The sequence below is a fragment of the Bacillus sp. 3255 genome, from assembly GCF_031456485.1.
Lineage (GTDB): Bacteria > Bacillota > Bacilli > Paenibacillales > NBRC-103111 > Paenibacillus_E.
This window is the reverse complement of sequence record NZ_JAVDUS010000003.1, coordinates 1-15,608: the sequence shown is the minus strand read 5'-3', so window position 1 is coordinate 15,608 and position 15,608 is coordinate 1. Positions and strand designations below refer to the sequence as shown.

Here is a 15,608-nt window from a genome sequence, read left to right as displayed (position 1 = left end):
AGCGCTTAAATTTCCGATGATAGAAACGGTTTTCGACACCATTTCAATTCAAAATTCTTGATTTAACTTTATTATGAATCCACTTTGTATAAATTAGGGCTGTATTTCATTTTTATAGGTTATTTGTTCCATCTTTCCATACAACCCTCTCCGGCCTCATTGGTGACTCGCATGGGCATCTGTGGCAATTGGGTAGAAACATTCGTTTTGGGGAAAAATATCCTAGAGTACGTCTACTAGACTTAGTTGGAGTGTCCGCTTATGAGAGTCATTGTTGCATATGCCACGATTTTTATTACCAGCCTATCGTACTTGGTCATAACGGATGTTGTGACAGGAATGAAGCTCGGTGAAGCTATCGATGTCCTGCGGGAATCTTTCTACGTAGGAACTACCCTCGAATATTGGGCGTTCGTTATCTTAATACTCGTGCCGGTTTTGGCTGCGATCTTTAAACCGCTCCAATCGTTGCTGAGAAGCAAATTCCCTCCAAGCCATAAATCCAAATAGCTCAATGTTTAAAGAAGTAAGGCTTATTTCTCATTCCCGACCTTCTGATATACGCATTGACATGAACGTCGATCTGGCTGTTTGCAAAGATTTCCGGCCATTTCCCTTCCATTTGCGCCCATTGCTCAGGGAAGTTCCGGTATACTTGATCGCCAAAACCGAATACATCCGCCTGCAGCTCTTGAGCGATCTTAACGGTCTCCTTAACAACCTTCTCTGTCTCAGCAGCCCATTGCTGTTGAATTTGCAGAACTTCCTTTCGTTTGCTTAAATCAATCGGACAGTGAACCTCGCCGATGGTGCCTTCCTCGTCAATGTCGATCTGGAAGGATACCGTGCCCTTCTCAACACGCGCTTGAACTTTGGTCTTGGATCGAACCAATTCGACGGAAGTGCCGTCCTGCATTCCCTTGCAAGAAAGATTGATCACCGTGCCATTCATATGATTCTGAATCCACAAGATCCCGCGGGCCTCATCGCCTTCTACCCATTTCTTCAACTTTTTATCTTTGAATATAGCGATGCCTTTCATTTCGATGTAAGCAGGAAGCTTGGTTTTCTCCATATTCCCTTTGGTTTCGCCAGTTCGTTTATCACCGATGAAATGTACCCCGCTTATAGCGACTTCTCCCTTGCCAATCAACGCGTGTAGAACATCCGTTACTTTCGAATTAATATTTTCCGCCCATATGTTCGAGGTCAATTCAAGCCGTTTGGCGTTGCCCTCGGCAGGATTTTTTTCCATGGGAGTCATAATTCTCATTACGGCTTCGGCATCGCTGCCTCGGGCAATCAGCACGTGAGAGGTTAGACGCAGCTCATGGGATCTTTCGAGGAAATCGAATAAATCCTCAATCCCTTCCCTGGCCAGCGTTTCCCCGATTACAATTTGTTGGATATGGGCAAAAAATAGTTTGCGCGGCACTTTCTGTGAAGTTTTCCGCAGGGCTCCGAACAGCGTAGCATCGGAAGCCGAATGGATCACGATGGGCAGATTCATCCCTCCCCCCTTAACTCCGGCTGCTACCGCATTGGGAATAATCGTCTGAAAGGACAGATGGTACTCCTTCGTCGCCGGATCTCGATCGATGCCCATGCCAACCACAACCGCCATATCATTCAGTTCCCTGCTGTTCCAGCAACCTGCCAATACTAGCATGATCGAAACGCCTAGCAGAATTGCACATGGCTTTGCCAGCTTCACCTTAGTCACTCCCCGAGTGTTCCTCATGTTCCGATGATGTTGCAGGAGAAATCTCCATGCGGATGTTATTATCCTGGCTTAATAAATGCGGCCTGGTGAAAAACGTTTTCAGCGGAAATTTAAAGATTGAATCCTTCTGATCTTCCAGCGTGAATGGGCCTAAGGGGGACATATATGGAAAACCGAAAGATCGCAGTCCGCTCATATGCGCCAGAATCACAATGCTGAGTATGGCCATCCCATAAAATCCGAGCATGCCTGCTGCAAATATCATACTAAACCGCAGCAGCCGTATGGCCAGCGCCATGCTGTATGCGGGAGTCGCAAAGCTTGAAATACCTGTCAATGCGACGACAATCACCATAGCCGGTGATATCAGACCTGCTTCGACGGCAGCTTGTCCCAGTACGAGTGCTCCTACGATTGATACTGCTTGCCCGATAGCGCGCGGCATTCGAATGCCTGCTTCACGCAAGATTTCAAAAGTCACTTCCATAATGAGAGCTTCAACGAATGCCGGGAAGGGTACGCTCTCTCGCTGCGCCATCAAGCTGATTAGTAACGGAGTCGGGATCATCTCCTGGTGGTATGTAATGGAAGCCACATAAATCGATGGAACGAACAAGGAGATGAGGAGTGCCCCGAACCTTAAGAGCCTTATTGCACAAGCGACTTCGAAGCGTTGGTAATAATCCTCGGCCGATTGAAAATATACGAAAAAGGTCACAGGAGCAATTAAAACGAAGGGCGTGCCATCCACGAAAATCGCAACTCTCCCTTCCAGCAAATTTCCTGCGACCGTATCCGGCCGTTCGGTATTATGGATGGTCGGGAAAATCGTCATTGTTTTGTCTTCAATTAACTGCTCGATATAGCCCGAATCCAGAATGCCGTCAATATGAATTCTATTCAATCTTTCCTTAACTTCCTTGACGAGCTTGTCATTCGCCAGACCTTTCACATACATAATGGCAACATCCGTCTGGGTGACGCTCCCGACTCTTATTGTATCCAGCCACAAGTTGGAGCTCTTGATTCTTCGGCGCACAAGCGCGACGTTAGTTCCGATCGATTCCGTGAACCCCTCCTTCGGCCCGCGAATGACGACTTGCGTCGAGGGTTCCGTGATCGTTCTGGACTCGCCGCCTCTCGTTCCGCACACGATCACCTCTTTATAACCGTCAATAAAGATCGCCGTGTCGCCGGATAATATAGCCAGAATGACGCTGTCCCAATCCATCATCGGCTTGACTTCGCCGATCGTCAGAGCGTTATCGCGAATGAAGTCATACAGATTTTTATCCTTCTTCATGCTATCGAAAGCTTCTTTCTCTATCCCGGTCATCAGCGCATGCAGTACAAATCCGTTCACCATTTTCCGGTCTGTTACGCCATTCGTGTAGACGGCGGCCACCTGCGCACCCACGCTCCCCAGTTCGAACTGACGAATCGTGATGTCAGGACTATGGCCAAGAAGAACCCGGATGTAATGGAGGTTCTCGGACAGCTCCGGAAATAAAAGCGACTTCGTCTTGCTTCCTTCGCTCCAGGATGTTCCCGGCGTCTTGTATTCCATTGTTCTGCTGCGTAATCGGTTCCACGGAAACACGATGCCACCCCTGATTTCATAATCACTTGCTGCGGTATAGCCCAAACTGTTTCCGCAATACGTGCACCGCGAACAACAGAATAGGAATCATAGTATTAAACAATGGCTGAACGAAGTTTTCCGATAGAGCCCCTTCTTCTCCATGCTCCTGGAAACTCCATGCGGACATCATCGATACGAATAGGATGACCATGACAACGGGATACACCATTTTGCGCGGTTCCTCTATTTTGAATATGTCTGATGCGACACTAATGGCAGCGTAGGCGTACACCGTCATTTTGAAGAATACCCCGATAATTAATGACAACATCACGACGGCATCCAACCGTTGGATGAAATCTGCAATATTAATGATGCCAATCATCGTCAGCAGCGGGAATACGGCACGTCCATAAATATCGGGACCTAGCACGGCAATTTCCACAGCATGGGTGAAGCTTAGCAGCAGTCCGCTGGTAGTCAGTGCGAGAAGACCGGCTTTGCGGGCGGTTCTCTCTTGATTCAGATGAGGCAGGACGGTTGTGAAGCTAATGACTTCTGCGAATGGAAATGAAAATGTATATGGGTATGCGGAGTGAAAAAGAGCTCCCCATCCTTCGCTGCCAGCTAATGGGAGTAAATTCTTCAAATCGATAACGCCGGAAATGAGAATCAGCACATGGCTTATGAGACCAAGACAAAGTGTAATAATCAAATAGATTTCGCCAAGCCGGAATAACACCTCGACCCCTTTTCTTAGAACATAGATAACACCGAGAACCATCACAAGATGGATGACGAAGAGAGGCGTTTTGTCGTAGGACGCTGTAATCAGCAGATCGCCCGCTTCACGCAAATTACGCCCCGAGCAATATATAAAAAATGAGATGTACAATAAACAGAGAGGCCAGCCGATATAAGATCCGACTATTCGACGAATGTATTGGCTTAGGATTAACTGAGGAAATTGACGGTATAAGTAAACAAAAACGAGGTATAAGAGCAACCCCCCTGGCAGGGCCATCAGCACGGAGATCCATGCCCCTTGTTCCGCCTTCATGCCGATAGGAAGAACCAGGGCCGTGCCTAACTCAAACAATATGATCATGGCGAACAGCTGGCTTGCGTTGATGACCGTTTCGTTCTTCACGTAAATGAGCACATCCCCTGGTTACGTTGAGTATTGAAATACGTTTATGTAGTATGCCTTTATCCACTGGAAAATATTATAAAAATACCGGAGTTGTATTGCCTAGTTATCTGACAAGGTTGCGCTCACATAGTGTAATACAGGAACGTAATGCCGGCGGATAAGGGAGTTGTGGGACATGACAGATAAGAGCTTTGAGGACGGTGCGCTCTTTGAGCTCCGGTTTTGGCTGCAGATTCTGGGCGATCACGGGAGGTTTATTCGGGATAGTTTGGCTCCGGGCGAAGTCGAGGAAATCTCGCAAGCACAGCAGTACATTCAAGCTTATGATCTCATGCTGGGAACAGCACGGCAGCCATTGAATCGCGATCGTATCGCGGCGTTACTTCAAGATGTTAACCCTTGGACGTCACATTTGCGTGCTTATAAACTGCATTTGTTGCAGCGCTCGCTGACCGGACAGATCGGCATCCACCTGCCACCGACCTTTTTGAATCATATGGTTAACGAGCTGGAAGAAGCGATGCGCGTCTTTGCAGCCTTGACAAGCGGGAAGCTGCCTCCGGTCGGGCCGGCGGTTCACGAGCATCTGGTATGGCTGCAAGATGCGGTCGGCCACGCGGGCAGCCTGGCAGGCCAATTCGATCTGGTAGAGAAAGGATGGAAGAATAAGAGCGAGGAATTTGAGCGCTATTTCCAAGACTTCTATCTCAAGGCAGTTGAGCTTGCGGGGTATATGCGTACTTCGTTGACGGATTTCCCTGCATTGCGGCGGTTTAATCAAGAAACGAATACGGTTATGCTTCTCTTCATGAAATTTCTGGCCGAAGTGGAGGAGCTCACGGCCGGTAAGGAAGTTATGAGCACCTTGACCCAACTGATGCCGGATCATATGTACCGTGAAGAGTGCTATTATTTAACTAAACTTTCTCATGCCTCCGGCCATGTGCCCACCCCCGATTGCGATCCCGCAAAGCCTAGAGCCGGAAGCTAAATCACATATACGGGAGCTCGGCCTGCAGGGGTCGCATCGGCCACGATGTTTGTTTTCGTTCTAAAATGGTTAAAATTTAATAAAAACTCATTGAAGAATTCCTAATGGAGACTATGCCGAACTCCCTGCCCTACCTCATCTTAGTCGCGGTATGCACGATCGCTCTATCGGTCATGCTGCTTCACAAACGCGCATTGTCGCCGTTGATCTTGCTTCTTTCCTATTCCGGCATGATCTACGTCTTTGAATTTTTCATATTCGTCTTGTTCCATAGCTACAGTTATTCTCCGAAGATTGTTGGCACGTCGTACTACGACAATGTATTGGGCGCCGTCTTCTCCAATCTGATCTCGGTACCTGCAGCCGCCGCATATGTGGCTGTCTACCAATTGAGCTGGCGGTGGATCGCCTTCTTTGCATTCGCCTTCGGCGCCATCGAGCTGTCATTCCTAAGACTTGGCATCTATGAACATCATTGGTGGCGCACGGCTTATACGATCGTCTCGCTGATCATTTTCTTCCGATTGGCTCGACAATGGCCGATATGGCTGTCAGGACGCCACCAAGCGATCAAGTTCGTTACGCTTGTTATGTTTGCTTGGAGCGTAGTAGCGACAATGATTTTCGTGTTTGCCCTGACGAACATTCGAATCTACCATGTCGGTATTTTCGAAGATCCATACCATGACGATATTTTCTTTTCGGCCATGTATGGTTTCGTCAAAGCCCTCCTGCTCGCCGTCGCCGTGACAGTATCGCACCGCCTTTGGCGTCGAGCACTATGGCTCCTTCTTCTAATAGCGGCGCAATTTATCTTGATGCACCTTGGTTTATTAAAGGTCATGCTGCCGTTATGGCAATATTGGCTCATCTACATCCCCTGCTGTATAACCGTGATGTCGATTGTTGCCCTATGCAAACACAAGCTGGATCGATTCCAAGCGGAAGCTTGAGCCTAACATCTTTGAAGGCCGCAAAAAGTTGAGCTCCTTATCTCGCGAGCTCAACTTTTTTGCGTCATACGAACGCGAACGGCACCTATGATCCACAGCCCTGATTCTTTCATCGATTAATGCGTAAAGACATGATGGCCTATAGTCACTTTAGCTGGTCTTTTTAAGCTCCAGGACGCTTTGGCGATAGCCGGATTGTAATAATATAGAGCTCCGGCTGTCGGATCCGAACCATTTAATGCGGCTTTAGCCGCGTTGTAGGCTGATGAATTCGGCTTGAGGTTAAACTGTCCGTCATCGATGGCGGAGAATTGACCTGGCTGGTGAATAACCTCAAGAATGGAGTCGGGGAATTGTTCGGATTGCACACGGTTCAGAACGACCGCTCCAACGGCAACTTGTCCCAGAAAGGACTCGCCTCTGGCTTCGGCATGTATGATGCGCGCCATTTCGTCCAGCACCGATTGTTTAGGTGCAACCGATTTCTTAAGTGCTGCCAGTGTTGCGGAATCCGCTTCACCATCAACGGTCAAGCCATAACCGGCTTGAAATTTACGGACGGCAAGCTTGGTCTGATTGCCATAAAATCCGGTAATTCCTGTTCGGAAGTATCCAAGTGCACTTAATCGTTCTTGCAAATCCAGAACTTGGTCACTCTGTGTGCCCTGCTCTAAGGATTGAGCACTGACCGGAACGGCCATTCCCATGACACCGAGGGAACAGACACAGATAAGAGCTTGTAGTTTTTTCTTCATGCTTCAAGATAACCTCCTCTTCCTTCTACGCGCCGCATTGCGCATGCGGCATGACAAATTTAGGGGTGTTGATCCGACTCAAGAGGTCGACTTCCACGCTCCACAACGCAAGTAACAGCCCCAAGCTGTCCATATAAACTTCGGGGGAAATCCCTTTTAAGGGTCGCAAACGGGGAAAAAACTAAGCGGATGGCTGAAATATAGCTGTATATAGTGATCCCTTTATTGAGGCATTCCCCTCTCAAAAGATGAATTTAACGGGATAATTTCCAGTTAAGTTCGTCGGGAATCGGCGGGTGTATAAACATAAAAAAAGCCGCTATATACGCGGCAATCCCATCAATTTGAAGTTGTCATACTGTTAACGTTCTGCTGCGCTCTAACCTATTCTAGCCACATCATACAATAGGCGGAGCGGTTGTTTTACTCTCGTGTTTCTATTGAAAATATTTATCGAACATTTTGTCAGCCGTTCTAGTCGCAAGAGCTTGTGTCGTAAGCGTGGGATTCGCGCCTCCCAACGAATTGAAGTGTACGCTATTATCAGCAATGTATAACCGTTTGATTTGATAGGACTCGCAGCTGGTATCCACGACGAAGCCCATTCGCATCGTACTTTCCATATGGATCATCAGAGAGGCCGGCCAATCCGTCCGGAGCAGCTTCTTAGCTCCTGCTCGCCTCAAGATATCTACCGCGATTTTGACAAGTTCATCCCGATTCTTCGCTCCCCGACGACCTGGAATGTAGTTCACTTGCGGGATGGGTCCATGTTCGTCTTGAAGTACAGGATCCACGGAAACCCCATTGCGCATATTGACCTCGTCATCGGCGAAGATGACGATGCTTAACGTTCTCCTGTAATTCTCCATCCACTGCTGCAGCTCGGGACCTGCAACACGGCCTTGCGCATACCCCGGATAACCGGCATGAGGCTGCTGCATTGAACTGTATCCGGATTGGCTTATGCCAAAACTCATAGAGGCTGTTAACCCTGGGCTTAAGCCCGTGACCAGAATCGATCCGAGCCCGGGATAATCCAGTCTTCCGCCTGAAGTATGGCCGACAAAGGGATTGATCTCCGGACTTCCGAGGATCGACATCAAATCTTTCTCTTCGAACATGCCCGTAACCCAGTCGAAATAATGATTCACCAGCCCTTTACCTACCCATGGGTTATGGGGCAGTCCCGAATTCAGCCAGAGCCGGGGGCTTTCAATCGCTCCGGCAGCCATAACGACGACGCCGGCCCTGATCTCCTCGATCTCCCCCGTCCATGTATCCCGTAAGCGTACGCCGGTTGCGCGCAGCCCGTCTCCAGGATGAGACTCCGTCAAAATTTTGATAACGTATGAATTGGGTCGAATCGTCACGCCGCCTGTTCGCAGTGCAAGCGGAATATAGCTCACGTTGGTCGATCGTTTGGCAATTGCATCAACGGATGGCCCGTGCGGACATCCGTTGATGCAATGTCCGGCAAGCGTGCAGCCCTGCATCCAGGACAACTGCTCTTCCGAATAATCGGGATTCGTTAGATTCTTATTGGGAGGGAGAATTGCGTTAGGCTGCGGACGGTAGCCAGGAACTGTCACATCGAGTGTCGGGATCAGCGGCCAGCCTGCTTTCTTGGCACCGTAGAAAAAAAGTTCCTCTTTGGAAGTAACAGGTGCAAAATCTACTGGCAGCGTCGCTTCCACTTGTTCGTAATAGGGAACCAGCTCTCGGTACGCAATCGGCCAGACCTGATCGACCACCAGCGGAAAGGCACGGGGACAATTGGCCAGATAAGATTGCGTCGTCCCGCCTACACCGGCGTTTTGCCAAACAAATCCGCGCTGAGTGACATTCCGAAACCACGGAGCACGCGTACGTTCCGCGGGTCCCCAGCGTAATTTACCGGAAATCAAATTGTTCATTTCGAGTTCATCTTTGGTGTATTGCTCTTTGAATAGATGGATATTTAAATCTTCCGCCTTGGAACTGCTTTGTCCGCCTCGCTTCTGGTTGGGGCTAGGCCACTGTGAATTGCCATACCAAGGACCTGCTTCCAGCACGAGAATCTTCAAGCCCTTCTCCCCAAGTTCCTTGGCCATAACGGCTCCGCCGCCGCCGGAACCGATTACAATCACATCCGGGTCAATCATGCGGAGTTTCTCCTTTACCAGTCATTATAAAGCCGCGAAAGTCGCGGTAACCGAAGGCGGGACCGGGATAACCGATCAGACGCCACACCGACGGACAACTGGCATCAAGCCCGCTGCTGGGTGAGGATAACCGTAATGTTTCGTGTCGGAGCCATTCTGTATAGTAACCGAACATCGTAAGCTGATTGAGTGTATCTACCATAGTTTGTATCATCGCGGGGTTATTTTGATAGGGGGGAGGTGCCCTATGCAGTGAAATTTCAACCCGATCCAGCAGTTCCAGTGCCTGCAGCCTGTTCTCACGCGACAACACAGCGAATAGGCAAGTCTCTGGAGATAACCTGAGAGGCAGCGGAAGCCGCGCGAGCCCTTTCCGAATGAGCGCCTCGGCCCCCATATTCAGCAATTGAGCGGTCGATCTGGACAGAGGGACCGGCGTTTCCTTCTCCCCTGCAGGAACGAATTGCGAATGATCGATCTCTCGCCTAACGAATTGATCCACATGAAGCTGAACGGCCCCGGCTGCATATTCAACTTCTCCTGCTGCATGCTGTCGGCATGTTGGCGGAATAATCGCATCGACCAAAGCACGAAATGCCGCGCAAGTATACGCATCCCACATGACTTGTTCATCCATGGAAATCGTCATCCGACTCCCTCCCTGCTCTGCCGTGCCATTTCACTTCTACCTTCTACATATATTTGATTCTCAGCTTAGTATGTCAGTTGATGAAAAATAACTAGCAACCGCTCCTTCAGCGACAAGTTCTCCATAATTCTACAAAAAATTGCGAGAGCTGCACGTTTTCTGTAAACTAAGAGATAGAACAAAGTTAACGTTTGAATGGAGACGCGAAATGATGGAGCAGATCAGGAAATTGTTTATGAATCTAACGGTACGAAGGTTTTCAATCCTAATTCTAGTTGTTCTATTATTAATTGGGATAAGAGACATGCTGAACCTGGTGCTCCTCACCTTTTTGATGGCATTCCTAATGAGCAGTATTCAAAATTTGGTGACTCGTAAGCTTAGCAGATACATTCCTGTTAATAGCAAAGTCATTCTGATTATGCTGTATCTCGTGATGATTGCAGGCATTGTCCTATCCTTTATTAATTACTTACCCAAAGTTTTCGTTCAAATCATGCAATTAAAAGAAATTCTAGTCGGTTTAACGAATTTACCGGTCCCCCAGGACGAGTTCTCTCGTTATATGTACAAAACGTTGAAGGATTTAAATTTACAAGCGTATGTGAAACAAGGATTTGAGTACATGCTGAGAATCAGCAATTGGGGTACGACGTTTATCATGGCCACCATCTTGAGCTTTTTCTTCGTCTTGGAGAAGAAAAGAATCGTTGCTTTTACTTCCAAGTTGGAAGGGAGCAAAATTTCCTGGTTGTATGAAGAGCTGAAATATTTCGGTAAAAAGTTCAACCTGTCCTTCGGAAAAGTGATCGAAGCGCAGCTGCTTATCGCCCTCTTTAATACTATATTTACCGTGATCGGCTTATGGATATTAGGCTTTCCCTATCTGTTCGCACTCGCCATTATGATTTTCCTGCTCAGTTTAATCCCCGTAGCCGGCTTTCTTATTTCTTTGCTGCCATTAGGCATCATCGGCTACAATATAGGCGGCCTTTGGATGGTCATCTATGTGATCTCCATGATCATGGTGCTTCATTTCCTGGAAGGCTATTTTCTAAATCCAAAGCTGATGTCCTCCAAAATGAATCTTCCGATGTTCTACACGTTCATTGTGCTGATTTTCTCCGAGCATTATCTCGGTACGTGGGGATTGATTGTGGGAATACCGGTCTTTATTTTCCTCTTGGATATCATCGATGTCGATACAGGCAAAAAAGAGGTTGAATCCTGAAACAAACCAAAATTTTCACATAAATAAGGAGCAATTTGCCATTGGCAAGTTGCTCCTTATTCTTATTCTCGCATTCTATCACACTATGATTCTTTCCGACATAGACTATATATTATTTGCTAGAGGAGGTGAAACGCGATGTTTAAGTTGCTTAACTACCTCGGCGGCCTCATTGGCGGCTTCAGTCTCATTTATGTCCCGGTAACCCAGCTGCTGGCCAGTCTGGATCCTCTACTAGACGCGGCAGGCATCATTACGGTCATCGTCTTCGCAATCGCTTTAATCGTCCATGGTGTTCGTTCCCTGTTAAAAAAAGCGTAACCGATCTGCATACCTGCATGAATCCCGGCCGGAGAGCTCCCGCCGGGATTCAGCTTGTATACCTAGCTCCACCGGTTAACCGACCAAGTTCGTTTCGATTTCGATATTGCCCCGGGTTGCCTTGTAATACGGGCAAATATCATGGGCTTCTTCAATGATTTGTTTGGCGATTCCTGGCTCGATGCCGTTCATCGTAATATCCAGTTTGACCGCCAGTACATAGCCGTCGCTTGCATCTTTCCCGATCGTCACATGACCGGTCACTTGAATACGCTCGGCTCTTAGCTTTTTGCTTCGCAGAGCAACGCCGATCGCACCTTCGAAGCACGCGGCAAACCCCGCCGCGAATAACTGCTCGGGATTGGTTCCTTGTCCGCCCGGCCCCCCTAATTCCTTGGGAATTTTCAGGTCCAAGTCAAGAATACCATCGCTGGAAACCGCTTTGCCTTCTCTTCCTCCTTGAACATTAACGGTTGCGGTGTACAATTTTTTTTGCATTTGAATCATCGCTTGAACACTCCTTTATACCGGAATATTGCGGCTCCTACATAGGGATGGTCTACATCTTCTTCAGCCGGTAATAGATTTCCCGCGCTTTGCCTTTCTATCCGCCTCCCCTTGATGAACTTTCTTGATTTGGTTTACAATGGGGAATCATAAGAATTCTAATTAATGAGGTGGTGGCAGCATGATTGAACGAAATTCTGAAGGCCAGGCTCTGGATTTAAACCTCATTCGCGTGATCCGTAACATGGTGGATGCCCTGTACGGGAGCTTGGAACGCGATATTGAGAGCTATGGACTCCATATGGAAACCTTTCAAATCCTCGAATTTCTGTACAATCGAGGTCCGCATCCCATCCAGATCATTAGCGATACCTTCTCGATTCCAACGGGGAGTATCACCTATGTGGTAGATAAACTGGAGAAGAAGAGTTTCGTAGAGAGGCAGCCGATCCCGGGTGACAGGCGCAAAACAAACGTAGCGTTAACGGAGGAAGGGCGAAGCTATTTCGATCACATTTTTCCTAAACATGTCCAGAAGATCTCCGAAAATTTGTCCTATGTAACGGATGACGAGAAGCTGGAGCTGATTGGTCTGCTCAAGAAAATCGGATATGGCATCTCCAATCGGCAAGCCGACGCAGCCGGCAAGGGTTCGAATCCTCTTTGAACCCCAAAAAGACCCCCCGATTCCATCCCATGAATCAGTTGGGTCTCACAGAGCTAGGTCTGTTTGTGTGACAACGCAGTCTCACTCGTAACGCTCCAGTAATTCGGCAAGCCGCTGCCGGATCGAATTCTTTAATTCCGCCGGCTCCTGCAGGACGGTCTCCTTCCCGAGCGCAATGAAGAACTCCGTAAAAAAAGGCAAATCGCTGCGTGCCACCTCCGTATCGATCCACCCGCTCCCGTCTTCGCGAACGACCAGCATAGGTGCTAACCAGAGCTCCGATTCGCAGCGCTGTATGCCGGCACGGGTAAACTCCGCGCGCAATCGGACGGGCTCCCGCGGCGTTGCAGCTCCCTGTCGGCTGGCGCGGATGTCGCTCAGCTCGATCGGCTCCACCCCCGTCGCCTCATAAGACGCCTCTCGAATGCGGTCGCACCGGAATACGCGGAAACCGCGGCGCAGGAAGCAATAGGCCGTGCAGTACCAGAGCCCGTTGTTTGCATAAATGCAGACCGGTTGAATCATGCGGTTGTGCGATCCTTCCTCCTTCGATTCATATTGAACGACAAGGACCTTCCCCTGAATCGCGGCATCGAGCAGCACAGACAAACACGGGGCATCCCCGCGCCTCGCAGGTGTAATGAAATCGACGCGATCTTTCATGCTGTCGATTCGATCCCGAATATCTCCCGGCATATGCAGATAAAATTTGTTGAGCGCCGAGGCGGATTCCGTTTCGAACGGCAAGGACGAATAGTGGCGCAGGGCATGCACCGCGAAAAACATCGACAACGCCTCTCCCTCCGTGAACGCGATCGGAGGCAGCACTCTCTCCCTTAACACCTGATATCCGCCGTGCGGCCCCACTTCGGAATAGAGGGGAACCCCTAATTCGCTTAACTCTTGCAGATCCCTAAGAATCGTGCGCTTGGAGACACCGAACTCATCGGCAAGCTCCTGAACTTTGAACCGCCGCTTTCGGTTCACCGTCATCATCAGTTCCATGAGTCTTTTTGATTTCGGCAAATCCGCCAACTCCTTATCCTTGATGTTGAGTTTGTGACAAGACTTGTCACCATTATGTCTTATGATAGTCATCGTAAGCAACCATTCAACTAAGGAGTGATCCATGATGCGGAAATATGCCGCGCTCTTCTTCACCATTATGTTTATGATCGGAACGGATACGTTCCTCATCTCCCCTCTCCTCCCGACGCTGCAAGCTCAATTCGACGTGTCGACGGGGATTGCCGGGTGGATGATCGGCGCCTATACCCTCGGTTCAGCCATCTTTGCTTTAATTGCCGGCCCGCTGTCCGATGGGTGGAACCGCAGAACCGTTCTCCTCTGCGGTCTTCTCGGTTTTTCCGTCTCGACGATATTTTGCGGGTTCGCCGACAGCTTCTGGACGATGTGTTTGTTCCGCTTCCTTGCCGGCGTCAGCGCGGCTTTCACTGCTCCTCAGGTATGGGCATCTATTCCTGCCGTGATGCCGCCTTCGCGCATATCCAAGACGATGGGGATCGCCTTCTCGGGGTTGGCCGCTTCCCAGGCGCTGGGCGTTCCTATCGGCAGCTGGCTTGCCGTCAGCAATTGGTCCGTGCCTTTCTGGTCGATTGGCGGCATTTCGCTGCTGCTTGCTGCTGCCGCCTTCTACACGCTGCCGAACATGAAGCCCGATTCGCGCCAGCACGGGCGAGCTTCGATACTATCGCGATATGTTCCACTCATGAAGAGCGGCAAGGCAAGAAGTGGCTTCCTCGCATATCTACTCCTGCACCTCGGGAGCGGAACCGCATTTGCCTTCGTCGGCAAATGGATGGCGGACCGCTTCGCTCTGCCCATCGGGCAGTTAGGTACGGTCATGATGTTCCTCGGCTTGGGAACACTGCTAGGCAGCCTGCTAAGCTCACTAGCCACACGTAAGCTTGGTCATGTGAACGCAGCGGCGGTTGGCATGCTGCTGTTGGCGGTCTTGTATACAGGAGCGCCTCATCTAACCCCTCTCCCTCTGGTGACGGTCGTATATCTGATTATTTTCACCCTACTCGGCATGATATTCCCCATTGCTATGGAAGCTCTCACCTCATTGAACGCTTCAATACGGGGAACCATCTCCAGTCTGGCCAACTCGACGATGAACGGTGCGAATACGCTTGGCGCATGGATAGCCGGCATCCTTTATGTTCAGATGGGCGGGTATTCGTCGATCGGGATCTTCGCTTCGATCTGTCTGGCGCTATCGCTAGCAACGTTCCTATTGGGCGGTGTACTGGGAAGGAGAGCAGTGCAAACAACAACTGCTAATTAAGAGAGATGAACTCCCCCTCCAATTTAGATATAAACCAACGTTTACCTGAGTTGAGGGGGTTTACTCGGTTATATGCCAAAGCACGCCCGCTGGATCAATGAGGTGAATGGCCCGTTTGCCATACGGTTGGATTTGGGGAGCCTTGGCTCCTAGGTGATATTTCTCAACGATCCCAGCCTTTTGAATATGCTGCCACCAAGCATCCAAATCCTCCACGCATAGTTCCAGCATATAGTTGTTTTGTAATTCTTCGTTATGAAAATTTTGCAAATGAAATTCGGTTTCGTCGACTTTGAAAATGGTCAGTTCCTCGCTGGTGAAGAGCTTCTCGAAACCAAGATCCGTATAGAACTGAACGGCCCGCGGGTAATCCCCGCCTGATGGAACGAATGGACGTAATTTGAGTGCCTTCATGTAATCGTTCATCTCCCGTCAAATGTTTTTTCACAGATATTTGCTTAAGATTCTGTAAAGAACATGTTCGGCAATTTACAATCATTTCCTTCCGAGGAAAATATCCGATACAAATCGGGTAGGAGGCTACCCATTAGTTGAGTAGCCGACCTCCCACACCACCGTACGTACCGTTCGGTATACGGCGGTTCCTTAGTTCACGCAGTT

The 15,608-nt window shown here is 49.2% G+C and carries 16 protein-coding genes; 7 read left to right on the top strand and 9 right to left on the bottom strand.

The features are described 5' to 3' along the window. Positions 1 to 261 precede the first annotated feature (261 nt). The gene (locus J2X61_RS04960) at positions 262 to 510 is read left to right on the top strand and encodes a YczF family membrane protein (RefSeq protein ID WP_274468949.1); all 249 of its coding nucleotides are present in this window, start codon (positions 262 to 264) and stop codon (positions 508 to 510) included. Position 511: 1 nt separating this feature from the next. Here J2X61_RS04960 and J2X61_RS04955 read toward each other — a convergent pair whose 3' ends face one another. From J2X61_RS04955 to J2X61_RS04945, 3 genes are read right to left on the bottom strand one after another with little or no spacing between them, the layout of a single operon-like run. Continuing rightward, positions 512 to 1,714 carry a Ger(x)C family spore germination protein gene (locus J2X61_RS04955; RefSeq protein WP_310186300.1) on the bottom strand — a complete coding sequence of 401 codons (1,203 nt, stop codon included), beginning with the start codon at positions 1,712 to 1,714 and terminating at the stop codon, positions 512 to 514. 1 nt (position 1,715) lies between these two features. After that, positions 1,716 to 3,290, bottom strand: coding sequence for a spore germination protein (locus J2X61_RS04950; RefSeq protein ID WP_310186299.1), 1,575 nt, complete (start codon positions 3,288 to 3,290; stop codon positions 1,716 to 1,718). 55 nt (positions 3,291 to 3,345) lie between these two features. Continuing rightward, complete coding sequence (locus tag J2X61_RS04945; protein ID WP_310186298.1) at positions 3,346 to 4,455, bottom strand: GerAB/ArcD/ProY family transporter; 1,110 nt, start codon at positions 4,453 to 4,455, stop codon at positions 3,346 to 3,348. 178 nt (positions 4,456 to 4,633) lie between these two features. Here J2X61_RS04945 and J2X61_RS04940 point away from each other — a divergent pair, with 178 nt between their 5' ends. Both J2X61_RS04940 and J2X61_RS04935 read left to right on the top strand, forming a co-directional pair. Beyond that, entirely contained in the window at positions 4,634 to 5,449 is an 816-nt protein-coding gene (locus J2X61_RS04940; protein ID WP_274468945.1) for a DUF2935 domain-containing protein, read from the top strand. A gap of 104 nt (positions 5,450 to 5,553) precedes the next feature. Then, entirely contained in the window at positions 5,554 to 6,402 is an 849-nt protein-coding gene (locus J2X61_RS04935) for a hypothetical protein (protein ID WP_310186297.1), read from the top strand. Positions 6,403 to 6,518: 116 nt separating this feature from the next. Here the strand turns inward: J2X61_RS04935 and J2X61_RS04930 are convergent, their stop codons facing one another. From J2X61_RS04930 to J2X61_RS04920, 3 genes are all read right to left on the bottom strand, one after another. Beyond that, positions 6,519 to 7,157 carry a cell wall hydrolase gene (locus J2X61_RS04930; RefSeq protein ID WP_274468941.1) on the bottom strand — a complete coding sequence of 213 codons (639 nt, stop codon included), beginning with the start codon at positions 7,155 to 7,157 and terminating at the stop codon, positions 6,519 to 6,521. 437 nt (positions 7,158 to 7,594) lie between these two features. Beyond that, complete coding sequence (locus J2X61_RS04925) at positions 7,595 to 9,301, bottom strand: GMC family oxidoreductase N-terminal domain-containing protein (protein WP_310186296.1); 1,707 nt, start codon at positions 9,299 to 9,301, stop codon at positions 7,595 to 7,597. Continuing rightward, on the bottom strand, positions 9,294 to 9,950 hold the full coding sequence (locus J2X61_RS04920; RefSeq protein ID WP_310186294.1) for a hypothetical protein: 657 nt from the start codon (positions 9,948 to 9,950) through the stop codon (positions 9,294 to 9,296). Before J2X61_RS04920 ends, J2X61_RS04925 begins: the two co-directional genes overlap by 8 nt. 211 nt (positions 9,951 to 10,161) lie before the next feature. Here J2X61_RS04920 and J2X61_RS04915 point away from each other — a divergent pair, with 211 nt between their 5' ends. Continuing rightward, positions 10,162 to 11,181 (top strand): AI-2E family transporter, encoded by a 1,020-nt coding sequence (locus J2X61_RS04915; RefSeq protein ID WP_310186755.1) that lies wholly within the window; start codon positions 10,162 to 10,164, stop codon positions 11,179 to 11,181. Positions 11,182 to 11,319: 138 nt separating this feature from the next. Beyond that, positions 11,320 to 11,502, top strand: coding sequence for a hypothetical protein (locus J2X61_RS04910; protein WP_274468938.1), 183 nt, complete (start codon positions 11,320 to 11,322; stop codon positions 11,500 to 11,502). A gap of 75 nt (positions 11,503 to 11,577) precedes the next feature. On the opposite strand, the gene J2X61_RS04905 is transcribed toward J2X61_RS04910, so the two are convergent. Further along, positions 11,578 to 12,009, bottom strand: a complete 432-nt coding sequence (locus tag J2X61_RS04905; protein WP_274468937.1) for an organic hydroperoxide resistance protein — start codon at positions 12,007 to 12,009, stop codon at positions 11,578 to 11,580. A gap of 181 nt (positions 12,010 to 12,190) precedes the next feature. Here J2X61_RS04905 and J2X61_RS04900 point away from each other — a divergent pair, with 181 nt between their 5' ends. Then, on the top strand, positions 12,191 to 12,676 hold the full coding sequence (locus tag J2X61_RS04900; RefSeq protein WP_274468936.1) for a MarR family winged helix-turn-helix transcriptional regulator: 486 nt from the start codon (positions 12,191 to 12,193) through the stop codon (positions 12,674 to 12,676). An 81-nt stretch (positions 12,677 to 12,757) separates the two neighbouring features. On the opposite strand, the gene J2X61_RS04895 is transcribed toward J2X61_RS04900, so the two are convergent. Further along, positions 12,758 to 13,702 carry a helix-turn-helix transcriptional regulator gene (locus tag J2X61_RS04895; protein ID WP_310186290.1) on the bottom strand — a complete coding sequence of 315 codons (945 nt, stop codon included), beginning with the start codon at positions 13,700 to 13,702 and terminating at the stop codon, positions 12,758 to 12,760. 103 nt (positions 13,703 to 13,805) lie between these two features. Here J2X61_RS04895 and J2X61_RS04890 point away from each other — a divergent pair, with 103 nt between their 5' ends. Continuing rightward, complete coding sequence (locus J2X61_RS04890; protein WP_310186289.1) at positions 13,806 to 14,987, top strand: MFS transporter; 1,182 nt, start codon at positions 13,806 to 13,808, stop codon at positions 14,985 to 14,987. Between the two features lie 60 nt (positions 14,988 to 15,047). Here J2X61_RS04890 and J2X61_RS04885 read toward each other — a convergent pair whose 3' ends face one another. Then, the gene (locus J2X61_RS04885) at positions 15,048 to 15,401 is read right to left on the bottom strand and encodes a VOC family protein (protein ID WP_310186288.1); all 354 of its coding nucleotides are present in this window, start codon (positions 15,399 to 15,401) and stop codon (positions 15,048 to 15,050) included. Positions 15,402 to 15,608 lie beyond the last annotated feature (207 nt).